The organism is Algoriphagus antarcticus, assembly GCF_002150685.1.
In the GTDB taxonomy this organism is placed as follows: domain Bacteria; phylum Bacteroidota; class Bacteroidia; order Cytophagales; family Cyclobacteriaceae; genus Algoriphagus; species Algoriphagus antarcticus.
The window spans coordinates 26509-48635 of record NZ_MSSW01000075.1; the positions used below are offsets into that span (position 1 = coordinate 26509).

The window sequence follows — 22127 nt, forward strand, 5'->3', positions numbered from 1 at the left end:
AGTGAGTGGTGAGTGGTGAGTGGTAGGTGGTAGGTGGTGAGTAGTAGTAAGTGATGAGTAGTAAGTTGTAAGTGGTGAGTAGTAAGTGGTAGGTGGCGAGTAATTGTAATTGGTGAGTAGTTGTAAGTGGTAAGTGGTAAGCAGTAAATTGGGAAGTGGCATTAAGCGTCCGTCAGTTCCCAGGCAGGCCCGTCTTCCGCTGGGCAGGGAGTCGCAGGGATCTACTTCGATATTCGTATTATGAAAATTGTCCTATAAAATGAATTGGTTAATTTGGTGAAAACTTAACCATGAAAAATAAACCAGAACTTCATCGTATTCTCATAGGCTACGGCGGAATGTTGTTTGGATTTTTATTGATTTTTTCATGTAGTAGTGAGGATGAAAATGCAATCTTTCCCGAATTAGGCGGAATTACGGAATCAGTCTATGCCTCCGGACAAATATTGGCCGTGGATCAATACGAAGCTTTCACAAACGCTTCCGGAGCAATTCAAGAGATCTTTGTATCTGAAGGAGACAGCGTGGAAATCGGGACTCCAATTTTGGCTGTTTATTCCGAACGGGAAAAACTGAGCAGAGAAAGCGCGGAAATTGCTCGTAATTACGCAGACCTAAAAACCAACCAAAGTAAACTTAGAGATCTACAGCTCACTATCGATCTGGCCAAAAGCAAAATGAGCAACGATTCTTTGCTGTACGAGCGACAAAGACATCTTTGGAAGCAAAATATAGGAACTGAGGTGCAATTAGAGCAAAAAGAGCTGGCTTACGAGAATTCTAAGACGGCCTTTGAAAACGCTGAATTTCGCTATGAAGACCTCAAAAAAGAGATCGAATTCAACGAGAAAAATGCTTCTAAAAATCTTGCAATTAGCCGAGTCTTGGAGAGCGAATTTGTTCTGAAAAGCAAGATCAAAGGGACGCTTTACGCTTTGCTCATGGAAAAAGGCGAAATGGTCACTCCGCAGGTTCCTTTGGCAGTTTTAGGAAGTACTGGAGGATTCCTCTTGGAATTGAAAGTCGATGAATACGATATCTCCAAAATAAAAATAGATCAACCCATCATCGTGTCTATGGATAGCTACAAAGGAGAAACCTTCGAAGCAAAAGTCACCAAGATCTATCCGATCATGGATTCCGATACCAAAAGCTTTACGATTGAGGCCGAGTTCACCAAAGCTCCTCCCCGACTCTATCCCAACCTAACTCTGGAGGCCAATATCATTTTGGAAATACAGATAAAAACCCTGATCATCCCAAGAGCTTATCTAATCAATGATCAATTCGTCTTAAATGAGGCTGGGGACACTATTCCTGTTAAAGTTGGGATTCGAAACTATCAATCCGCTCAAATTCTTGAGGGAATAACTTCCTCCACCAAAATCATCAAACCAGGCTCATGAAGTGGTCGCTGATTTTAGAACTCGCCAGAGCCTTAATGTTTGCCCGCGGCAAACAAACCATTGTTGCAGCTATTGGGGTCACATTTAGTATCACGATGTTTATATCCCTATTGGGATTTATGAATGGACTAAATACCCTTTTAGACGGATTGGTAATCAATCGCACACCTCATATCAGATTTTACAATCAGATCAAACCCAATCCAAACCAACCATTAGATATCTCAGATGAATTTGGAACTGGAATCAATGTTATTCGATCTATCAAACCCAGCAATTCAAGATTGGCGATCTATAATTCCGACCCCATCTTGGAAACACTCACTCAAGATTCCCGGGTCAAAGGAGTGAGCGCCAAAATAGCCTCTCAGGTATTTTACAATGTCGGAAACATCGATCTCACAGGTGTGGTCAATGGAATAGATCCTGAAAAGGAAACCGAATTATTCGCGTTTCAAGATTACGTCACTGTAGGCAATCCAGCCGATTTGCTCCAAACGAACAGTATAATTTTAGGTAAAGGGGCAGCTGATCGGATGCTGGCAGATATCGGTGACGTCATTCAGGTGACGACTGCTAAAGGCAATAAAGCCCAACTAAAGGTAGTTGGATATTATCAATCCGGATTGGCGGAATTTGATAATACAAATAGTTTCGCCTCGATCAATACCGTGCAGAAAATGATGGGCGAACCATCCTCCTACCTTACGGATATTCAAGTAAAGCTCCACGACTTCAATCAGGCTCCTGCCTTTGCGCGAGAATATCGAGACATTTTTGAGATTGAAGCAGATGATATTCAGACAGTCAATGCCCAATTTGAAACCGGTTCCAGCATCCGAACTTTGATCAGCTATGCTGTGGGAATTACCCTACTAGTTGTCTCTGGTTTCGGGATTTATAATATTCTGAATATGATGATCTATGAAAAGCTGGACACCATCGCAATCTTAAAAGCCATTGGATTTAACAGTTCAGATGTCAAGCGAATTTTCATCACCATTGCGCTTTCGATCGGGATAATTGGAGGAGCATTCGGCCTTCTAATGGGCTACCTAGCCTGTTTAGGAATTGAGCGAATCCCCTTTGAAACCGAGGCCTTGCCCACTGTCAAGACTTACCCGGTCGACTTCAATATCAAATACTACCTTACTGGAGGTATTTTCAGCTTAGTGACTACTTATCTGGCAGGGTTTTTCCCGGCAAGAAAAGCAAGCAGCGTCGATCCGGTGGATATAATCAGAGGGAAATGACGAAAACGAATCTGCCGGTTTTGCAAGCGAAAAACATTGATAAGTTTTTCTATAACCCTATCGAAACTCAAGTATTGAAAAAGGTGAGCTTCACCATCAATAAAGGAGAATTCGTATCCGTGGTGGGTAAAAGCGGTTGTGGCAAATCCACGCTTCTTTACATATTATCTACCATGGATACCGATTACCAAGGCGAACTGCTCATCGACGAGCAAGTAATCAGTGGGCAATCGTCCAATTACCTTTCAAGGCTTCGAAACGAAAAAATCGGTTTCGTCTTTCAGTTTCACTACTTGCTGAATGAGTTTTCAGTTCTGGAAAATGTATTGATTCCCGGCCTGAAACTTGGTAAGTTTTCCAGAGAGGAACTGGAGCATCGAGCCTTGGAGAAGCTGAAAATCTTCGATATGCAGGAGCATGCCTTAAAAAAAGCGAATCAGCTTTCCGGCGGACAAAAACAACGCGTAGCTATTGCCAGAGCGCTTATCAATGATCCTGTTCTGATAATGGGCGATGAACCTACCGGAAATTTGGATAAGAAAAACGCAGATATCGTGTTTAATATTTTTAAAGAATTGGCCACAGAATTCCACCAAACCATTCTTATCGTCACCCACGACCCTGAGTTCGCTGAAGGCACAGATCGAATTATTGAGATGGAAGATGGACGGGTGATCCGACAGTGAAAAGTATGCAGCTCCATTTACTTCAGCATAAAACTAGGTGAGTTAAAGACCTTACAATAAATTAAAAGTATCGAAAGATAGCTCCCATCAATTGCCTTTATAATTCGCTTTCTATTCCTTGGAAGTTTATTTTACGTTAGACAGAATTTGAAGCCATATGATTATCCGCAATTCCCTCTACTTGATAAAGTTGACTTCGTGAGCTAACGGATATCAAATCGCCTAAAATTCAGTCTATTTATGATCCGTTATTCAGAATGATGCTAGTAGTTATAATGCTTTTTGTCTTACTGGCAGAAATGCGGTTATTCAAAAATCTGGAATAATGATAAATAGATTGTTATTTTTTTACACCTTTATGCCCCTTCAATTACAGAATAAAGAGGATGAGTAACTGAATAATACTCCTTTGATTATTTACTCCACATCCAACTATCATAAAGAATATTGCTTACTCCGGCGAACTTGACGCAACCTAATCTCTAAATAAGCCAATAGATATTAAGTAAATTCCCCAACTTATAATTGCAGAAATGGAAAAGGCAATGAAAAACATTCATCCTCAATAATTTTTCTTGGCATCTATGGCTACACTAAAAAAAAATAAGACCCAACCGCCTGCCACGGAGCAGAACTTTCCCATCGTAGGTATTGGGGCTAGTGCAGGAGGGCTTGATGCATTTAGGAGATTGCTCACAGCGATACCCGAAAGTTCAGGAATGGCCTATGTCTTAGTCCAGCATCTTGACCCTTCGCATGAAAGTATGTTACCGGAGATCTTACAACGGGTCACAAACATTCCCGTACATGAAATTACTGACGACATTCATCTTGCACCCAACCATATCTACATTATACCTGAAAACAAAATTTTAACGTCAACCGATGGTGTGCTACAACTCGCCCCTCGCGATAAAAATATTCTGAATCTTTCCATTGATATTTTCTTCACAACACTGGCCGAAGTGCATAAAGAGTTTGCAGTGGGTGTGATATTATCAGGCACAGGTAAAGATGGAACAAAAGGCTTGAAAGCTATCAAGGAATATGGAGGCATTAGCATTGCGCAGGACATGGAATCGGCGGGGTATTTTGGTATGCCGGAAAGTGCCATCAATGCAGGAGTGGTTGATTTTATTTTAGCGCCTGAAAAAATTCCCGAGCAGCTTTTGCAAATAAACAGCGCTTACAAAACAAGTCATGTTTTTACCGAAGAAAAACCACCGAGCAAGGACGAAGGAGATGTTTTCAGACAAATTCTTTCGCTGCTTCGCCAGCATAGCGACGTTGATTTCACCCACTATAAGGATCCGACTTTACGCAGGCGCATCGCGCGGCGGATTGCGATTGTGAAAAAGAAAAATCTCACCAACTATTTGAAATTTTTGCGTATCGATAAAGATGAGCAGGAAGCGCTTTTTCAGGATATGCTCATTCCTGTCACGTCTTTTTTCCGCGATCCGAAAACTTTTGACTCCTTAACTGAAACAGTGTTTGCTTCCATCCTGAAAAATAAAAAGCCGGATGATTCGATTCGTATATGGATTGCCGGTTGCTCCACAGGCGAAGAACTATATTCAATTGCCATCTGCCTGCAGGAATTTTTGGGAGCGAATCCCGATAGCTATCGGGAACGAACAAAAATTCAGATCTTCGCTTCCGATATTTCCGAGAAAGCAATTAAGAAAGCACGGGCAGGAGTTTACACAAACGCCGATGTGGAAGGGCTTTCTGCATCGCAACTCGTAAATTATTTTACAAAAAACAATGGCGGATATGAAGTGAGCAAACTCATTCGTGATATGTGCGTGATTGCCCATCATAATTTTTTAAAAGACCCTCCATTTGCAAAAATGGATTTAATCAGTTGCCGCAATGTGCTTATCTACATGGACACTTTTTTGCAGCAGAAAGCATTCGCCACGTTTCATTACGCATTGAAAGAAAACGGATTTCTACTCCTCGGTAAATCCGAATCCATTGGCGCATCTTCCGATTTGTTTTTACAAGCGGCTAAGAATGAAAAAATTTATTCTCGCAAACAAGTTACGGGCAAGTTCAGGAGTATTGCCACCGAACAAAAACAAGAATCATTGAAAACGAAAGTTAAAACCGTGGTTAAGCATGAAGCTACGCAAACCGATTTCAAAAAAAGTGCAGAGGCAATAATGATTGCCAAATCACCTGCGAGTGTTGTTGTGAATGAACAAATGGACATCGTGCACATTCACGGAGATCTCACTCCTTTTCTTCAGTCACCGCAGGGCAAACCTACTCACAATCTTTTGAGTATGGCACGCGATGGTTTGGGGTTTGAATTGCGAAACGCCATTCATAAAGCCACCAAGGAACAGGTAGCAGTTATAAAAGAAAATATTCCTTTAAAACTAAACGCTACCATGAATGATTCCGATAGCGATCAGGATGGGCATGGGAAACAAACTTTGGTCACTATAGAGATTATTCCGCTTACCGATACATTTGAACGGCATTATTTAATTCGCTTTGAGAAAATGATAGTTCCGAAAGCCAAGGACGAAAAATCAGCTTCATCAGGAAAAACACAAGCAGGCGAAGCGGAAAAGCGAAACGAGCAATTAGAGAAAGAACTGGCGCTCAATCGTGAAGATATGCGCTCCATCACCGAAGACATGGAAGCGGCTAATGAAGAACTTCAAAGTGCCAACGAAGAATTGCAGAGCAGTAATGAGGAGATGCAAAGTTTGAACGAAGAATTAGAAACCTCCAAAGAGGAACTGCAGTCAACCAACGAAGAACTGATCATCGTGAATCAGGAGTTGTTTGACAAGCAGGAACAACTTAGTGTAGCCCGTATTTATTCCGACAGCATCGTTAGCACCATTCGCCATCCGCTCATTGTTCTTGATAAAGACCTTTGTATAAAAACAGCCAATGCTGCTTTTTACAAAAAATTTAATGTGGATGAAAAGGAAACAGAAAAAAAATGGTTTTATGAAATTCAGCATCGTCAGTTTGATGATTTTAAACTTCGATCGTTACTCGTAAAAGTTGTTTCTCAAAAAGACCGTATAGATAACTTTGAAATCGTTCTTAACCTTCCTGAACTGGGTGAGCGCACCTTGCTGATGAACGCACAGCAGATTAAAAACGAAAAAAAGGCAGAGCAATTAATATTGCTAGCTATTGAAGATGTTACCGAAAGAAAACTGGCAGAACAAAAACTAAAAACGTTCGCCGAAGAATTAGAAAAGAAAGTAAAAGAAAGAACTGCTGCTTTGAAAGAATCAAACGAAGAACTAAAGCAGACCAACACGCAGTTAGACCAGTTTGCCCACGTAGCCAGCCACGATTTACAAGAGCCATTGCGAAAAATTTTAACCTTTTCAATGCGGTTACAGGACGATTACAAGGATGAATTGAACACAGAAGCAAAAATGTATCTCAATAAAATTGAAGGCGCATCCAGCCGCATGAAGATACTTATTAAAGACCTGCTCAATTATTCACGCTTGCTTGAGCACGAAAAATTATTTGTGAAAACCGATTTGAATGAAACACTGAAAAATATTTTAAACGATTTTGAATTACTCGTTGACGAAAAGAAAGCCCAAATAAAATTTGATGAACTCCCTGCCATTGAAGCAATCCCTTTGCAGATGAATCAGCTTTTTTACAACCTCATCAGCAACGCACTTAAATTTTCAAGGGAAGATGTGCCACCAGTGATCACCATCACATCGCGCACACTTTCTGAAAAACAAATGAAAAAATATCCCACCTTTAATCCGTCCGTATCTTATGTTGAAATTATTTTCACAGACAACGGTATCGGCTTTGAACAAAAATATTCAGAAAAAATATTTACCATATTCCAGCGTCTGCACAACAGAGACACTTTTATCGGCACAGGCATTGGCCTGGCACTTACAAAAAAAATCACTGAAAATCACCATGGAGTAACGTTTGCAGATGGAAAAGAAAATAAAGGTGCAACGTTCCATGTGATACTTCCTTTTAAACAGTCGCACTAAAGAACCATGCCACAGACAATAGAGAGAAAAAATTTTATGATTATTGACGATGATGCAGATGACAGGTTCTTCTTCAAAGATGCGTTAACGAAAATGCTTAGTTCTGTAGAGTGTATAGAGGCAGATGGTCCTCAGGAAGCGTTTGAGCAATTAAGAAAAGTAACACAATTACCAGATTTTATTTTCCTTGATATAAACATGCCCCGCATGGATGGACGCGAATGTTTGAAGCAATTAAAAAGCGATAAGAAACTCAAACATATTCCTGTCATTATGTATTCCACTTCTTTTTCCGAGGAAAGCATCAATGAATTCCACAAACTCGGAGCATTAAGCTATCTCAATAAGCCCACGGATATGAAAAAACTACCCGGGCAAATCCTTAAAGTAATCGGAGGACAGTAAGAGTGGGCATGGGGCATTACCCAGTGGGCAGTTGGCAGTCATATTGCCCACTGCCCACTGAAGACTTCCTACTGCACCGCCGGTTCCTGCTGACTCAGACAGTGAAAACTCCCCAAGCCCCAAATAATATCAGTGGAATCTACTCCTACCACTTTCCTATCTGGAAAGCAATGTGAAATAATATCCAACGCCTTTTGATCCTTGTCATCACGGAAAGTAGGAACTACCACCGCATGATTAGCAATGTAGAAATTAGCATAGGATGCGGGAAGTCGCTGGTCATCCCAGATCACAGGTGACGGCATCGGCAATTCCACCACATTGAGTTGCTTGCCGTCAGTTAGTCTCATTTTATGCAAACGGTCTAAGTTACCCTGAAGGAGTTTATAATTCTCATCTGCTATATTTTCCTCCACAGCAGTAAGCACTGTATCCTCACTTACAAATCGTGTAATATCATCGATGTGTCCGTCGGTATCATCTCCAACGATCCCATCTCCTACCCAAAGAATCTGATTCACACCGTAATAATCCTGCAAATATCTTTCGATTTGATCTCGTCTAAGGTGCGGGTTTCTATTTTCATTGAGCAAACAAGCCTCAGAAGTCAGTAGTGTTCCTTTTCCATTAAACTCCACAGCACCTCCTTCCATGACTATATTAGGCTTGAAACATGGAATTCCCAATTCCTCGGCGATTTTGATAGGAATTTGATTATCTAGATCATGAGGCGGATATTTTTCTCCCCAAGCATTATAATTCCATTTCACCAATACCTTTTTTACATCCGCATCAGGATTGATCAAAAATGCAGGCCCATGATCTCTACACCATGCATCATTAGTCGGGAAAAAATGGAAACGGATATTTGCCAAATTCACACCTGCTTCTTCTAAATGTAACAAAGCAAAAGCTTTCATAGCCTCATCAGCCACGTTGATATTGACGATTTCGCCAAGAGCCACGTATTTGATGAACTCCGAATAGGGTGCAAATATAGTCTCAAGTTTCCCTGGCCATGAGCCTTCCTTATGTGGCCAACTCAGCCATGTAGCCGTATGAGGAGCAAATTCAGCCGGAAAATAGTAGCCTAATTCAGCCGGCGTTTTATCACCCAATTTTGCAAATTCAAATATATCTTTCATCAATGTTTATTCTTCGTCCAGAAATCGCTTAGTAATCGGCTGATAGGAATCAATACGACGATCTCTCAAGAAAGGCCAGTGCGTACGGTATTGATCAGATTTTGCAAAGTCAAGTTCTTCGACATGGATTTGCTCTTCCTCATGAGAAGCTTGGAAGATCACTCTTCCAAATGGATTGGATACAAATGATCCTCCCCAGAATTTCATATCCCCTTCGATGCCACAACGGTTGACCGAAACAACTGGAATCCCATTCGCAACCGAATGTGAACGCTGAATCGTCTGCCAAGCCCCGTATTGCTCATCATTAGTCAGGCCATCCTGATCCTTATGCCAGCCAATTGCCGTAGGATACACCAAAAAATCCGCTCCTTTCAAAGCCGTAATTCTCGCTGCTTCCGGATACCACTGATCCCAGCAGATCAATACGCCGATATTTCCGAATCTGGTTGGGAAAACTTTATAACCCAGATCTCCAGGAGTGAAGTAAAACTTCTCAAAATATCCAGGATCATCCGGAATATGCATTTTTCGGTATTTGCCGAGGTAGGTGCCATCCGCATCCAAAACAGCCGTCGTATTATGATACAATCCTTCGGCTCTTTTCTCAAAAAGTGACGCAACGATCACCACTCCAAGTTCTTTTGCAAGCTCGCCAAGAGTACCTGTGGACGGACCGGGAATAGCCTCGGCCAGTTTGAAGTTTTCGTAGTCTTCCACATCACAAAAATACAGGGAGCGAAAAAGCTCCTGAAGTACTACCACTTGGGCGCCTTTAGCCGCAGCTTCACGCACACCGGCGATAGTTTTGGTCATGTTTTCGGCCACATCCGGAGAGCAACTCAACTGGACTAAGCCCACTTTTACAGTTTTATTTGCCAAAATAGTTCGGTTTATATGAATCGTTTACAAAGATACTTTTGCCTTTTGCCATTCCCAAATGGAGTTCCTCAAATTCACATTGAGGTAAATTTGAATGACAAGGATCGCTATAACTGAAGGAGGAAGGAAAAGATTCAGTGATGATAGGGTAGATTTTTGGTTGGTGGGATAAATTAGGATTATATATTGTATTTAGTTGTGGGAATGAAATCTACAAGAACATTGCAATGCCTACCACCTTAACTAGTAACGGCTTTAGGTTTTTCTTTTACAGCAATGACCATTTGCCAAGACAGGTCAACTAATATGGGTATCTTGAATGATGACAATAGCCTTATTTTATTTGCTTATTGGGACCGAAGACGGAAGACGGAAACGCCCAATTATCAAGTAAGCGCCATTTATATTCTTGCCTCTTCTGCCTACTTGCAAACTAGTGGATAATGATATTACCTAAACTCAAATCCAATCTTGCTGTAGATGTCTGTTTCACGATGGAAAAAATGATTATTTTTTTGGAAGATGGCAGAGAAGTATCGATTCCACTCGAATGGTTTTCCAGTTTGCGAGAGGCATCCACTGAAGATTTGAATAATTGGAGGCTAATCGGCGGCGGCGAAGGAATTCATTGGGAAAGCTTGGATGAAGACTTGCTGGTAAGTGAGTTGGTGTCTTGATTTTTTTGGTAAAACCCCTTTCAACAATGTCAAATTGAGGAAATTTGGAAGGGCGGGTTCGGAATACCTGTAGGAAGGGAGCAAATAATTCAGGGGATTTTCAGCTACTCAATTTCAAGTTTCTAACTTAAAATCTTTATATTCGTTCAAATGATAAATAATATTATCAAATGAACGAAAATGGAAAAGACGATCGACAGATATCAAAAATTGAATACCGTTTTGGGCAAAGAGAATTTGAAGGATAGAGTTGACAGCCCTTACGATTTCATAACCATTGCAAACAAAGGTTTAAATTCTAATGCAATTGTACACTTCAAGGTCTATTTCGATCTTTCCCAAAAGTTCACAGCGGCTTTGCTCAACTTATCAGAGCCGACACTCTATCGATTACAGAAATCCAGGCAGGATTTAAAAAGGAACAGTTCAGTCCAATTGCTAGAGGCTGCGGACTTGTTCTTATATGGAATCGAGGTTTTCGAGAGTAAAGAAAACTTTTTCAAATGGCTTCATCTTCCAAATACTTCTTTGGGAGATATTGAACCTCAAGAATTGATTGAAATCCCGGGTGGAATATCCAAAGTCAGAGACGTTTTAGGCAGAATCGAGCATGGCGTTTATAGTTAACTCATGAAGGTTTATAGAATTGCCGGTAAAAAATATGCCAGTGATATTTATGGATCTGGAGCAGCGATGTTTGGTGGTCGCTGGAATAGAAAAGGTTCGCCCGTGCTCTACACAGGTGAAAGCAAAGAAATAGCCCTCCTCGAACTCATCGTACATACTCCTCCAGCCATAGTTCCAGCTTTGGATCTTTTGACCATAGCCATTCCCGATGATTCAATTTTTGAAATTGAAATAAAAGATTTGCCCGATAACTGGACTAACTACCCTGCACCGTCGATTTTAGCAGAAATAGCAGAAGAATGGATAGCCTCCAATAAATCTATAGCACTGAAAGTGCCGAGCAGTGTCATTCACAGTTCAAGGAATTATATTCTGAATTGCCGACACCCAGAATACCACGCCGTCAAAGTGATTGAACAAGTAGGCTTTCATTTTGACAAGAGGCTAATCAGGTAAGTAAAATGAAATAATTACTTTTAGGAATAGGTCAACTAATATGGGTATCCGGTATGATGCCAATAGCCTTATTTTATTTGCTTATTGGGGCCGAAGACGGAAGACGGAAACGCCCAATTATCAAGTAAGCGCCATTTATATTCTTGCTTCTTCTGCCTACTTGCAAAGTAGTGGATAATGATATTACCCAAACTCAAATCCAATCTTGCGTTCTATGTCTCTTTCAAGGCTAGGGAAATGATCATTTTTTTGGATGATGGCAGAGAGGCAAGCACTCCCCTCGAAAGGTGTTCCAGTTTGCGAGAGGCATCCACTGAAGATCTGATAACTGGAGACTAATCGGCGGTGGAGAAGGAATTCATTGGGAAAGCTTGGATGAAGACTCGCTGGTAAGTTAGTTGGTGTCTTGATTTTTTTAAGAAATAAATGTCTATTCGTCTTACAGTTTTATTTGCCACACTAGATTCGTTTTTGATTCGTAAACAACAATACCTCTTGACTCACCAATCCCAGAATCTCAGGTTTTCAAAGCAAAAAAATTGAAGAATAAATCGAACTTGGCTCACAAAAGTATAAGTGTCAATTGTATTGGAATTTTTTGGCGAAATGAATGAAGAAGGAAGAGATGCTTTTAAAAATTGTGACTATTGGCTCCATTTAGTTAGCTAGTATTTTTAAACAAGCTAGGAACAAGTACAACTTAAAAAATAAAATGCTAAATATGGAGAATAGTATACCTTACTATATTCAGCTTTTTTATCTTAATCTCTTACGTTCAAGGCATTATGATAGGAGGGCTTTTGAAATACCTGACGTCCATAAGGCAGCATCTACGCAGTATGATAATATAAATCAGCCATTATTGGATAAATAACCCATCAATCATTAGTATTAGCTTCTCATTGATTTTTGTTTTAATAAAGATTTCAAAAAAATAGTTTATATCATGGAGCAAACTCAGCTGACGAATACCTTCCTAGATCAAAGCAAAGACCTTTTTTGGATAGTCAACCTTGATTTCCAACTGATTTATGCCAATAAAAGGTACCTGAGCCTCATGAAAGAAGTGACAGGGGTGGAAAAGAAGCTGAATGAGTCTGTTTTGGTGGAAGGCTTTGGTGAGGAATTAATTGAGAAATGGAAAGCCTATTATAGCAGGGCTCTTAAAGGAGAGTATTTTGAAATTGAAGAGCATCACGCTCATCCTGAAACAAATGAAATACGATATGGTCAAATTACCTTAGAACCTTTAAGGGGAGATGATCACGAAGTTTTTGCCGTTGCTTGCCTCTCAAGAGACATTACACGCGTAGTAAAGCAAAAATCTGAAGCCAATCAAATGATCGATTCCTCTTTAGGTGTCTTTTGTACAATCGATTACGAAGGCAATTTTGTGTATGTGAGTGCTGCTAGTGAAGTTCATTGGGGATACTTACCCGAAGAATTAGTAGGAAAAGCTTATCAGGATTTAATTTTGGAAGAAGATCTGCTCAAAACCAGTGAGATAGCTTCTGCAATTCTTAGTGGTCGGGAGGTTAAATCATTTGTAAACCGATACAAGAAAAAAAATGGGGGCATTGCCTATAATTTATGGTCTGTCAGGTGGGATGGTGGTTCCAAACTGATGTATTGCGTGGCAAGAGATGCCAAAGAAAGAATTGAGGAGGAAGAAATAATTCAACAAAGCGAGCAACGATTTAAAGCCTTGGTTCAGCAGGGTTCTGACTTGATCGGAATCCTAGATGGAGAAGGCAATTATATATATGTTAGTCCTACCAGCACGTCTGTTCTAGGGATCGCTCCAGAAGAATTTATCGGAAGAAATGCACTTGAATTCATCCATCCGGATGATGTAGAACGGACTTCAGCCAGTCTGCAAAAAATAGCCACAGAAAGCAGGTTACTGCTAGAGCCCTATCGTGTTCAAAACCATCAAAAGGAATGGAGATGGTTTGAAACGGTATTCACGAATATGTTAGACAATCCTGCTGTGAAAGGTATTGTAGGCAATTCGAGGGATATCACAGAGAAAATTGAGGAAAAACATAAACTGAAATCAGTTTCTGCAATTGCAAACATTGGTTATTGGCGTCTTGAATTAGACAGAAACACACTTAGCTGGACAGATGAAGTATACACTATCTGGGGCAGACAAAAAGAAAGTTTTGAACTGAATTATGAGAGTTTTATAAAAACAATTCATCCTGCTGATTTACCACTTTTCGAGAAAGACCAAGAGTTAGCGTATCAAGGCTTGACTCCTCATAATCAAATTCACAGAATAATTTTACCTGATCACCAAATAAGATGGGTACATGAATTGGGAAGATTGGTCAAGGATGAGGATGGAAAGTCAATTGCATTTGAGGGGACTGTGCAAGATGTCACCAAACAAAAAGAGGAAGAGCAAAGGCTAAAACTCCTTGAAAGTGTCATCACGAATACGAATGACGCCGTTTTAATTACCGAAGCGGAACCGTTTGACGAACCGGGCCCCAGGATAATCTATGTCAATGCCGCTTTTTCCAAAATGACGGGATATGAAGCGCATGAAGTTATTGGCAAATCACCCCGAATGCTTCAAGGACCTAATTCCAACAAAAAAGAACTGGCAAAACTGGGCCGCGCACTCAGAAATTGGGAACCTTACGAAATAACCACTATCAACTACAAGAAAACCGGGGAAGAATTCTGGACAAACTTTACGGTGAACCCTGTAGCAAATGAAAAAGGCTGGTACACGCACTGGATCGCCATAGAACGTGATGTGACCGACCAAAAAACCAAGGAACTTGAAAAAGATCTTATAAATGAAATAAGCGGGATTTTCAATCAAAGTACTGACCATGACTTGACAGCATGTCTAACAAAGCTGTGCCAGCATATTACCAAGTTTGGAGATTTTGATTTCGGTGAAATTTGGTTGCCAGCCATTGACGCTAATACAATTAATCGGGTAGCAAATTGCTTCAAAAACAAGGCTGGAAATGACTTTTATGAGGCATCAAGAAATTCAAAGTCTTTAGTCCTAGGAGAGGGTATGCCTGGCTATGTTTGGGAGAATAAGCAGACAGAGATTTGGGGGAATGGTGATAAGGAATGGCTTTTCTTCAAAAGAAAAGAAGCTGCGAAGAAGGCTGGGATTGAAGTCCTAATGGGGGTGCCCCTCAAACATAATGAAGTGGTTATCGGTGTGCTGTTGTTGGGGACCGGAAAAGCAAAAGCGGCCTTGGCGCTTTATTCAGAGTTATTGCAAAAATTAGAGTCTACTATCGGCACTGAGCTAAGTCGAAAGAAATTGGAAATCGAATTGGCTCAGATTTTTGACTTTACTCCTGATATCATTTGCGTAGCAGGTTTTGATGGTTACCTAAAACGGATCAACCCGGCTGGCTTAGAATTACTGGGTTATTCCTTAGAGGAAATGCGCTCACGACCGATCAGATCATTTGTACATGAGGATGATAGGTTGCAGACGAAAGAACAACAAACCCAACTATATAATGGTGGAAGACAAACACTTTTTGAAAACCGGTACATCACCAAAGCGGGTAAAATAGTATGGTTGAGCTGGACCGCGACTTCAGCGCCGGAACATGGTATAGTGTATGCGGTCGCCAAGAACGTTACGGAGGAAAAGGTACTAAGGGAGTTGAATCGTGAAGCTGGTAAATTGGCCCGCATAGGAAGTTGGGAGATGGATTTGATAAACCAGGATGGAGACGGCATGTACTGGTCTCCTATGATAAGAGAAATATTGGAATTGGACGATAGCTACAATCCTACCTTGACTGGCGGCATAGAATTTCATATTGGGGAAAGCAAAGAACGAATACAGAAAGCATTGGATCTTTTAATTAAGGACGGTACTGAGTTTGATGAAGAGATATTACTGCTTACAGCTAAAGGACACGAGCGATGGAGCCGGGTCATTGGTAAAAGCGAAATTGTGAATAACAAGCGTACCAAAATTTATGGTAGTTATCAGGATATTCATGCTTCGAAATCACTAGAACTTAAAATAAGTGAAATATTAGGAAGTATTTCTGATGCATTTTATGCCCTGGATAAAGACTGGAATTTTACCTACTTCAACCGCGAGGCAGAGCGATTATTACAAACCAGTGAAAAAGAAGCAATTGGTAAAAATAAGTGGGAGTTGTTCCCTTCCACTGTTGGCACCAAGTTGTATGAAGTGTATCATAGAATCACCCAAACGCTCGTTCCCGAAACATTTGAATACCTATATCCGGCTGATGGGAAATGGTATGAAGTAAGCGCATATCCATCAGCAGGAGGTCTTTCTGTTTATTTTAAAAATATCGATGAACGAAAGTTAGCGGCTGAAAACCTCCAAAAAGCTTTCGAAGAAAAAAACAAAATTTTGGAAAGTATTGGGGATGCATTCTTTGCGGTTGATTGCAATTGGATAGTCACCTATTGGAATAAGGAAGCCGAATTGATTTTGGGTAAGAAAAAAGAACAGATTGTAGGCAAAAATCTTTGGGAAGAAAATACGTATTCAATCGATTCCGACTTTTACCATCAATACCATGAAGCAATGAATACGGGGGAAGCAGTCAACTTTGAATCGTTTTCCTCCACTATGAATAAATGGCTTGAGGTATCTGCATACCCTGCTGAAGAAGGGTTATCTGTGTACTTTAAAGATGTTACATCTCGAAAAGAAACTGATATCCAACTGCACCAAGCAAACGAACGATTCGAAAAAGTAACCGAAGCAACAAATGATGCCATCTGGGATTGGGATATGGTAAACCAAACCTATTATCGCTCCAAAGCCATTGAACGGTTTTTTGGAAAAAAAGCTTTAAAATCATTTACTGAGAATGATTTCTGGAAAGATAATTTTCATCCAGAAGACTTTGAAAAAATTCAGATTAGTATTAATGAAGCAATCTCAAACCCGCTATGTAACCGATTGGAACTGGAATACAGGGTATTTAATGAACACGGAAAAACACTTTATGTAATAGACCGGGGAGTAATCATCCGGAACAGCGAGGGAAAGGCAATCCGAATGGTCGGAGCGATGACTGACGTCACTGAGCAAAAAAAATCAGAAGAAGCAAACAGGTTCAAAGCAAACTTATTAAGCATGATAGGGCAGGCGGCAATAGCCACGAACCTGGATGGAGTTGTGAATTACTGGAACAAAGCAGCCGAAAATATTTATGGCTGGAAACAAGAAGAAGCAATTGGAGAAAATATTATGCATCTGACTGTTCCTGACATCAGTAAAGAACAAGCTATCCAGATCATGGATGCGCTTAAAAAAGGGGAAACCTGGTTGGGAAAATTTAAGGTATGTAAAAAAGATAGGACTAATTTTCCCGCCCTGATTTCCAATTCTCCAATTTTTGATGAGAATAATAAATTATCCGGTATCATCGGTATTTCATCAGACATTACGCAGGAAATCAAAACCGAGGAGTTGCTCAAGCAGTACACACTTGAACTTGAGCGCTCTAATGAAGATCTGGAGCAATTCGCTTTTGTTGCCTCTCATGACTTACAGGAGCCACTGAGAATGATCGCCAGCTTTATGGATCTATTGAAGCGAAAGTACGGAGACCTACTTGACGAAAAGGGTCACCAGTATATTCACTTTGCAACAGATGGTGCCAAAAGTATGAAGCAGATTATCCTTGATCTGCTTGAGTATTCCAGAGCAAACAGACCAACAGAAGGAAAAAAAGAAGTCGATCTGAACGAGGTACTTTCTGAATTTGGGCAGTTGCGGAGAAAACTCATCTCAGAAAAATCTGCTTCAATTAAATCTAGTGAGCTACCAATACTCTTTACCTATAAGGCAGCCATAACTCAAATACTTCATTGCTTGATAGATAATTCACTCAAGTATTGCAAAGCAGATATACCACCAAAAGTAGAGATTGACGTAGTAGAAAATGAAAAAGAATGGGAATTTTCTATCAAGGACAATGGGATAGGAATGGACCCTCAATTCTATGATAAAATATTTGTTATTTTTCAACGTCTGCACAATAAGGACCAATATTCAGGAACAGGATTAGGTCTCTCTGTTGCCAAAAGGCATGTTGAATTTTTAGGTGGACGGATTTGGTTGGAGTCAGAATCAGGAGTTGGCACCGTATTTTATTTCACAATTCCTAAAATTAAATAGTATGAATTCTCGAAAAATAGAACTTGCCCACATTCTTCTGGTCGAAGACAACGAGGGTGATATTATGCTTACACTGGATGCATTTGAAGAAAGTAAAGTGAAAACCGAAATCAGTGTTGCAAAAAACGGTAAGGAAGCACTTGATTTTCTATTTCAGAGAGGAGAATTTGTCGATGCAAAAAGGCCAGATCTTATCCTTTTGGATATCAACATTCCCATATTCAACGGTCATGAAGTTTTGCAGCAGATCAAAGCTGATCCCGACCTCAAAAAAATCCCGGTAATTATGCTTACCACCTCTTCCAATCAAAAAGATATAGATAAAGCCTATGCAAATCACTGCAACAGCTATGTGCAAAAACCGCTCAATATCGATGACTTTCTAAAAGCCATTTTAAAAATTGAAGAATTTTGGTTGCAGCTAACATCATTAGCAAATTAATAGGACATGGCAATTTCATGCCGATTCATGAAAGTTGTCTGTGCTAATAATCGTTAGTCCATTCTAAGCGGAGGTTACATTTGACCTACTGTAGATCCCATCTACCCCTTTCTATTCATCAAAATTTGTAATTCAATTAAGTGAGGTTTTTTAACCTGAGGTATGAGGCATTTTAGCTATACCTCAACCCCTGAATTTCTCATTGCGGTAATTTGAAAAACAAGGATCAGCAAGACGGATAGCGAGTAGAAAAGATTCAGTTCCCTTCTTAGAGTTTTTTTTGGATAGAAGAAGGGTGCCTTTTATCAATCTGAGGAAATTCAAACTTAACCAATTACAAATCGGTCTTTATTATAAAAGGTTGAAAAGCAAATTCCACCCTCAGTTCTGTTTTTAATAAGCGAAGTCATCAAAAGCTAAATTAAATGTAGAATGGACATTGCTTAGGCGTACTTTGCCCAACTCCTCAACTCTGAATGATTTCATCCATAAATTCATTTTCGCTGTGAAATTTCGGCTATGGGTCCCAACCGAATATCGACTTCTTCCGGATAGGGATTTAGAATAATGCCGTAAAAAATCAACCAATCTTCAACTGACTGTATATCAGGATTCGATCTAAAATCCTAAAAGGCTAAATTATTCTGCTAATTTCATCGTGGATAGCATCTACCAAGCATACAAACTGAATATGGAATGAAGTTTCTTACGGCACAGATCACACTTTTTTTACAGAATAAACCTGACCGAAAAAACCTAAGGTTATTGGTTAATTTCCTATTAGTCCTCCTTGGGATGATCACAGTTTTTTCGGTGATTTTTCATCTCTTGATGCTCAGAGAGGGGCAGGCCTTTTCCTGGTTGACGGGATTCTATTGGACCCTTACAGTGATGTCCACCCTTGGGTTTGGGGATATCACATTCCACAGTGATTTGGGTAGATTATTTTCAATTGTGGTTTTGCTTTCGGGAATGTTGTTTTTGTTGGTTTTATTCCCATTTACCTTTATCAATTTCTTTTATTCCCCCTGGATGAAGGCTCAGGAACAAGCCCGTGTACCAAGAGAACTGCCAAAAGAAATGAAGAATCATGTCATTATGACCAGATATGGCCCTATTACTGAAGCGCTGATCAAAAAGCTTGACAGGTTTAACTACGAATACATCGTTTTGGTAAAAGATCTTGCTGAAGGACAACGTCTAAGGGAATTGGGAATTAATGTAATGCTGGGGGATTTGGTGGATCCTCAGACCTATAAGAATGCACGTGTTGAAAAAGCAGCCTTGGTAGCCACCACCGAATCCGATGTACTCAACACCAATGTTGCTTTTACGGTAAGGGGGATCAGCAAAGATGTCACCATCATTTCCACAGCAAATACCGAAGCGGCAGTGGATATTTTGAAGCTCGCGGGCAGTAATAACGTCCTTCAGTTGGGGGAAATAATGGGACTGATACTCTCCAGGAGGGCTAATGCAGGAGATGCCTTTGCACATGTGGTAGGACGTTTTGGGGATTTACAGATTGCAGAAGTCTTGGTCACCGGATCATCTTTGGTTGGGCTGAATTTAAAGGAGACGGCATTGAGGCAAAAAGTGGGGGTCAGCGTTGTTGGACTCTGGGAAAGGGGAAACTTCCAAACCGCAAGACCGGAAACAATCATTTCCCAAAGTACTGTATTGGTATTGGCTGGTTCAGGATACCAGTTGGAAATATACAACAAGACATTTGGCGTCAAAAGTGAGGTAAAAGCCCCAGTCATAATTTTGGGCGGAGGCAGAGTTGGTAGGGCTACCGGCAGGGCATTATCAGCCCGTAACCTTAAATACAATGTCGTTGAAAAAGATCCCACACGGGTCATCGGAGTGAAAAATTCGATTGTTGGAGATGCTTCAGATCGCGAAATACTGCAACAAGCGGGTATTATGGATTCGCCTTCTGTGATCATCACTACCCATGATGATGATGTCAATGTGTACCTCACAATTTACTGCAGATTAATCCGACCTGATATCCAAATTATCACCCGCTCAACTTCGGAAAGGAACTTGGGAAATTTGCATCGGGCAGGCGCAGATTTTGTGATTTCCTATGCTTCTCTGGGAGCCAATACTATTCTGAATTTGCTGCAAAGAAGTGATATCCTCATGGTGGCTGAGGGCCTCGATTTGATCAAAGTAAAAATCCCCAAACAACTTACCGGTAAAACAATCAAAGAAACTTCCATCCGAAAAGAAACGGGTTGTACCATTATTGCCATTCGGACCGGTGAACAGATGACTATCAACCCTGAACCATCTATGATATTGCCGGAAGGTGCTGAAATTATATTGATCGGTACCGTCGAAGCGGAGAATCAATTCTTCCAGATTTATGGGTCAAACTAGTCAAGAATTACTTGGTAACAATTGGAAAACTTCGTATTGAATCTATTTTTTAAAAAATGATCATCCCCAACTGGTCTCAGTTTGACGCTGGACGGAAAATAGTCTCCTCTGAAATCCGTAAAAAGAATACAAACAACCCGAATTTGTCTTATCCGCCAACTTACGTTTAGCCTCAACTTTGTTTTCTAATCTAAATGAAACAAAAATGAATAAGACAATTTTAATTACCGGAGCAAGCAGTGGAATAGGAAGAGCAACTGCGAAACTATTCCAGTCCAAGGATTGGAATGTAATCGCTACCATGCGAAATCCAGAAAACGAAACAGAGTTAGCCGCCTTGGAAAACGTGCTCGTGACGAAGCTTGATGTTTTGGATTTGGAATCCATTCAAAACGCAGTGAATGAAGGAGTTCAAAAATTTGGGCAAATTGATGTATTACTCAATAATGCAGGTTACGGAGCTTATGGCACGTTGGAGTCATTTTCAAGAGAGAAAATAGTACGTCAGTTCAATACCAATGTGATTGGACTTTTGGATGTGACGAAGGCTATTCTTCCTCATTTCCGCCAAAACAAATCTGGCATCATCATTAATATTTCTTCTATTGGAGGTAAAATAACCTTCCCTTTAGGCGCCTTGTATCACGGGACAAAATTTGCGGTTGAAGGCATTTCAGAATCTTTGAGTTTCGAAGTCGAGCAATTTGGCGGACAAGTGAAAATAGTAGAACCAGGAATGATTGCAACCGAATTTGCAGGCAGGTCATTTGACTTTAGCAATGACGAAACTATGGCGGAATACCAAAAGATTGTCGGTGCGCTAATGAGTACAATGCCAAACTTGGCTCAAAATGCATCGCCCGCAAGTGTGGTAGCAGAAGTGATATTCGAAGCGGCTACAGATAGTAAAAACCAACTGCGCTATACCGCAGGAGAAGATGCTCAAGTACTGATGGCGAACCGCAAGCAATTTGATGATGCGACATTCATCGGTGGCATTAAATCACAATTTGGACTTTAACTCCCCGACCATGAATCTCATTGTTAAATATTTCAATGCCGAGAAAGCAGAAAGCCTCCTATTCATTGGCTTTGGCATAGTTGCTATCCTCCTCTCGATCTACTTGATCTTTTTCTTGAAGGATAATTTCTGGAAAGGTCTCGCCATTCCCCTGATAGTTTTTTCGCTCGTGCAACTCGTCATCGGCACGACGATCTATATCCGAAGTCCTAAGGACAGCCTCTTGGTAGAAAATCTGATCAAACTGGAGCCTGAAAAAATCCAATCGGAAGAAATTCCTAGAATGGAAATCGTCGTCCAAAATTTCGTTTATTACCGATATTTTGAGATCGCACTAGTCTAGGTAGGAATCGGGCTCATGTATTCCCTATCGGGCTATGGATTTTGGAAAGGAGTTGGGTTAGGCCTATTTATTCAATGTGCTGTCTTACTTTCCTTAGATTTCTTTGCGGAGAAAAGAGGAGCTACTTATTTGACACATTTGAAAGAGCTTGTAGAGAAAATATGATATGTGTATCCGCTACTTTGCCAGTAGGCAGAAGAGCCATGAATATAAATAG

The 22127-nt window shown here is 40.5% G+C and carries 15 protein-coding genes; 13 read left to right on the forward strand and 2 right to left on the reverse strand.

Features of this window, described 5'->3' with window-relative positions; all coding sequences use genetic code 11:
• Nucleotides 1–290 precede the first annotated feature (290 nt).
• From BVH04_RS21355 to BVH04_RS21375, 5 genes are all read left to right on the forward strand, one after another.
• Nucleotides 291–1406 (forward strand): efflux RND transporter periplasmic adaptor subunit, encoded by a 1116-nt coding sequence (locus BVH04_RS21355; protein ID WP_240511010.1) that lies wholly within the window; start codon nt 291–293, stop codon nt 1404–1406.
• Complete coding sequence (locus tag BVH04_RS21360) at nt 1403–2659, forward strand: ABC transporter permease (RefSeq protein ID WP_086543490.1); 1257 nt, start codon at nt 1403–1405, stop codon at nt 2657–2659. The genes BVH04_RS21355 and BVH04_RS21360 overlap by 4 nt, the downstream gene beginning before the upstream one ends.
• Nucleotides 2656–3345 (forward strand): ABC transporter ATP-binding protein, encoded by a 690-nt coding sequence (locus tag BVH04_RS21365; RefSeq protein ID WP_086543491.1) that lies wholly within the window; start codon nt 2656–2658, stop codon nt 3343–3345. Before BVH04_RS21360 ends, BVH04_RS21365 begins: the two co-directional genes overlap by 4 nt.
• A 584-nt stretch (nt 3346–3929) precedes the next feature.
• Nucleotides 3930–7358, forward strand: a complete 3429-nt coding sequence (locus BVH04_RS21370) for a chemotaxis protein CheB (RefSeq protein WP_086543492.1) — start codon at nt 3930–3932, stop codon at nt 7356–7358.
• Between the two features lie 6 nt (nt 7359–7364).
• Nucleotides 7365–7763, forward strand: a complete 399-nt coding sequence (locus tag BVH04_RS21375) for a response regulator (RefSeq protein WP_086543493.1) — start codon at nt 7365–7367, stop codon at nt 7761–7763.
• Between the two features lie 68 nt (nt 7764–7831).
• Here the strand turns inward: BVH04_RS21375 and BVH04_RS21380 are convergent, their stop codons facing one another.
• On the reverse strand, nt 7832–8908 hold the full coding sequence (locus BVH04_RS21380) for an agmatine deiminase family protein (RefSeq protein ID WP_086543494.1): 1077 nt from the start codon (nt 8906–8908) through the stop codon (nt 7832–7834).
• A gap of 6 nt (nt 8909–8914) precedes the next feature.
• Entirely contained in the window at nt 8915–9790 is an 876-nt protein-coding gene (locus BVH04_RS21385; RefSeq protein ID WP_086543495.1) for a carbon-nitrogen hydrolase, read from the reverse strand.
• A 443-nt stretch (nt 9791–10233) separates the two neighbouring features.
• Between BVH04_RS21385 and BVH04_RS21390 the strand changes: the two genes are divergently transcribed.
• From BVH04_RS21390 to BVH04_RS21425, 8 genes are all read left to right on the forward strand, one after another.
• Complete coding sequence (locus tag BVH04_RS21390; RefSeq protein ID WP_086543496.1) at nt 10234–10467, forward strand: DUF2442 domain-containing protein; 234 nt, start codon at nt 10234–10236, stop codon at nt 10465–10467.
• 180 nt (nt 10468–10647) lie between these two features.
• Nucleotides 10648–11094 carry a type II RES/Xre toxin-antitoxin system antitoxin gene (gene parS / locus BVH04_RS21395; RefSeq protein ID WP_086543497.1) on the forward strand — a complete coding sequence of 149 codons (447 nt, stop codon included), beginning with the start codon at nt 10648–10650 and terminating at the stop codon, nt 11092–11094.
• Nucleotides 11095–11097: 3 nt separating this feature from the next.
• Nucleotides 11098–11550: an RES family NAD+ phosphorylase gene (locus BVH04_RS21400; protein ID WP_086543498.1), complete on the forward strand. Its 453-nt coding sequence runs from the start codon at nt 11098–11100 to the stop codon at nt 11548–11550.
• Between the two features lie 946 nt (nt 11551–12496).
• Nucleotides 12497–17716, forward strand: a complete 5220-nt coding sequence (locus tag BVH04_RS21405) for a PAS domain S-box protein (RefSeq protein ID WP_086543499.1) — start codon at nt 12497–12499, stop codon at nt 17714–17716.
• 1 nt (nt 17717) lies between these two features.
• Nucleotides 17718–18158, forward strand: a complete 441-nt coding sequence (locus BVH04_RS21410; RefSeq protein ID WP_086543500.1) for a response regulator — start codon at nt 17718–17720, stop codon at nt 18156–18158.
• 696 nt (nt 18159–18854) lie between these two features.
• Entirely contained in the window at nt 18855–20546 is a 1692-nt protein-coding gene (locus BVH04_RS21415) for a potassium channel family protein (RefSeq protein ID WP_086543501.1), read from the forward strand.
• A gap of 205 nt (nt 20547–20751) precedes the next feature.
• Nucleotides 20752–21567, forward strand: a complete 816-nt coding sequence (locus BVH04_RS21420; RefSeq protein ID WP_086543502.1) for an SDR family oxidoreductase — start codon at nt 20752–20754, stop codon at nt 21565–21567.
• Between the two features lie 10 nt (nt 21568–21577).
• Nucleotides 21578–21910: a hypothetical protein gene (locus BVH04_RS21425; protein WP_086543503.1), complete on the forward strand. Its 333-nt coding sequence runs from the start codon at nt 21578–21580 to the stop codon at nt 21908–21910.
• Nucleotides 21911–22127 lie beyond the last annotated feature (217 nt).